We start from the raw sequence: 2,509 nt of genomic DNA on the forward strand, positions 1-2,509 counted from the left end.
CGCGAGGACTGGATGGGATCGAGCAGGCGTGCCTTGCGATGCCGCCCGGGTTGCTCGCGAATCCGATTGGTCTAGCCATTTGGGTGTTCCAGCGACTGGAGACAAGCGGTCGCTTCACTGGGTTAGAGAACCCTCGGCCGCCATCCGACAGCACGCGCAATGCGTCGCCTGAAGCCGTCGAGATCCCGAGGACGAGTAGGCCCCGGGAGGAACGGGGATATGGCTGTTGCTTCGTCACATCGATCCCGGTCCTATGTTTAGAGGGAAAGTCTGTCAATGAGCCCCCGTTCGGGGTCGGTCGATACTCCGGCCTCGCTCTGTCAGCTATGTACTCCGTTGAAGGATCAAAATTGCTCAGCTCTCCCCTTTTCCTCGTTCGCGGCCTGAGCGCTATCGCCCTGACAGGGGTGCTCGCGATGCTCGGCGCGACAAGCGCAGCAGCCGCGCCCGTCGGCCTCACGAGCGCCGCGCACGAGCTCACAACTGAGGACGTGAACGCGTGGCTCGACGGGATGCTCCCTTCCGCTCTCGAGCGTGAGGGAATCGCTGGTGCAACGGTTGGAGTCGTCAGCAAGGGACAGGTGATGACGCAGCGCGGGTATGGCTACGCAGACACCGGCTCGGACACTGAGGACCCGGTGCCCGTGGATCCACAGCACACGCTCTTCCGCATCGGGTCGATCTCCAAGATCGTGACCGCCACAGCTGTGATGCAGCTCGTCGAGCAAGGACGTCTCGCCCTGGATGCGCCAGTTCAGGACTATCTCGACTTCACACTCGACACCTCATTCGAGAAACCCATCACGCTCCGTCATCTCCTCACCCACACCGCCGGCTTCGAGGACAAGATCGCCGGAGTCATCGCTGGCCCCGGAGAGAATGCCACATCGCTCCGCGATGCCGTCACGATCGACCCGCCCGAGCAGATCGCAGAGCCTGGCACGACCCCCGCGTACTCCAACTACTCGAACGGGCTCGCCGCGTATGTCGTAGAGCGGACCGTCGGCGTCGGCTACGCCGACTACGTCCAGGAGCACGTCTTCGACGCGGTAGGCATGTCCACAGCAACGCTCGCCCAGCCGCTGCCCGATGAAATGCAGTCGTCGATGTCCAAGGGCTACTCGTTCACCGGCTCCGCCGAAGTGCCGTTCGAGATCAACGCGCCCGCCCCTGCCGGTGCGATCTCCGCGACGACTGCAGACATGAACGCGTTCATGCTCGCGCAACTCGGGGACAGCAGTCCGCTGCTCAGCGAACGCACTCTGGAGCAGATGCACGAGCCAGCCCTCAGCACCGAGGAGCTCGGCGGTCTCGCTGCAGGACCTCGCATGACCCTGGGCTACTTCGAGGCAGACAGAAACGGGCACCGGATCCTCAGCCACGGAGGCGACCTCACCGCGTTCCACGCGCAACTCGACCTCTACCCAGACGACGAAGCTGGCGTCTACATCTCCCTGAACAGCACCGGGTTGAACGGGGACGCGTCGACTGCGATCCGAGACGCCCTGTCTCGCGGGTTCGCAGACCGGTACTTTCCCGACCAGCGCGACGCAGCCGTCGTGGAAACGACGACCGCAGCCGAGCATGCAGACGAGATCGTCGGCACCTATCAGGTGTCGAGACGCAGCGAGTCCACGTTCGTGCGCCTTTTCGCCGCCCTCTCCACCGTGGAAGTGTCTCCAAGCGCGGGCAATGCGGTGACGATATCGGCGGTCACCGACTTGGCCGGAACTCCCGTGGATCTCGTCGAGGTGGAGCCCTGGGTCTGGCAAGAGGTTGATGGGCAACGACGCTTCGCCGTCGACCAGCAGGACGGACGCGTGGTCGCGATCGGCCTCAACCCGGCGTTCGCGCTCCAGCCGATGTCGCCGAGTCGGGCGGCGTTGCCGATCATCGCGACGCTCTCGCTCGCCGTACTTGCTGCCGCGGTACTCGCGCTTCCTGCGCGGTGGGGCATCCGTCGCTGGTACAAGGTCGCTCAGGAAGCCCCGTGTCGGGAGCGACTGCTGCGCCGCCTCCGAGCGGCCGCCCTCCTGGCGCTTGCGCTTGCGGGCATACTCTGGGCGACAGTCGCGGCGACGCTCCTCTCGGACGGAGCTCCACCGTCCGCAGTGATCCTGCGTTCAGCACAAGCACTCACCTTCGCGGCCGTTCTGGGCGCGCTTCCCGCAGCGCTCCTCGCAATCCACCGCGCGCAACCAACGGAGAACAACGCGGAGAATCCTTCGCCGTGGCGCTCCAGAGGGGCACACACCCTCCGCATCACCGGACGCATTGTTCTGACGCTCGCATTCTGTGGACTCGGGTACGTGGCTGTCGTCGGCGGATTGCTTCTCCCGAGCATCACCTACTGACCACAGGCGCTTGCCCCGTGGTTCTCGAGGATGGTGACGCCCGCGGTGCGATCTACGGGCACGACGGGGCGGACCTCGACGGGGAGCAGCAAGCCCGCGCCCCCACTTGACGTCTCGTCCGTCGTGCAACCTGTAACTGCCAGTGAGACATCTCA

Annotated in this window: 1 protein-coding gene; it reads left to right on the forward strand. The window is 65.0% G+C overall.

Annotation, left to right across the window (positions count from 1 at the left end; all coding sequences use genetic code 11):
* The first annotated feature begins 350 nt into the window (after window positions 1-350).
* Window positions 351-2,354, forward strand: a complete 2,004-nt coding sequence (locus C5E10_RS18685; RefSeq protein WP_181062836.1) for a serine hydrolase — start codon at window positions 351-353, stop codon at window positions 2,352-2,354.
* Window positions 2,355-2,509 lie beyond the last annotated feature (155 nt).

The organism is Pseudoclavibacter sp. RFBG4 (genome assembly GCF_002931515.1).
Lineage (GTDB): Bacteria > Actinomycetota > Actinomycetes > Actinomycetales > Microbacteriaceae > Pseudoclavibacter.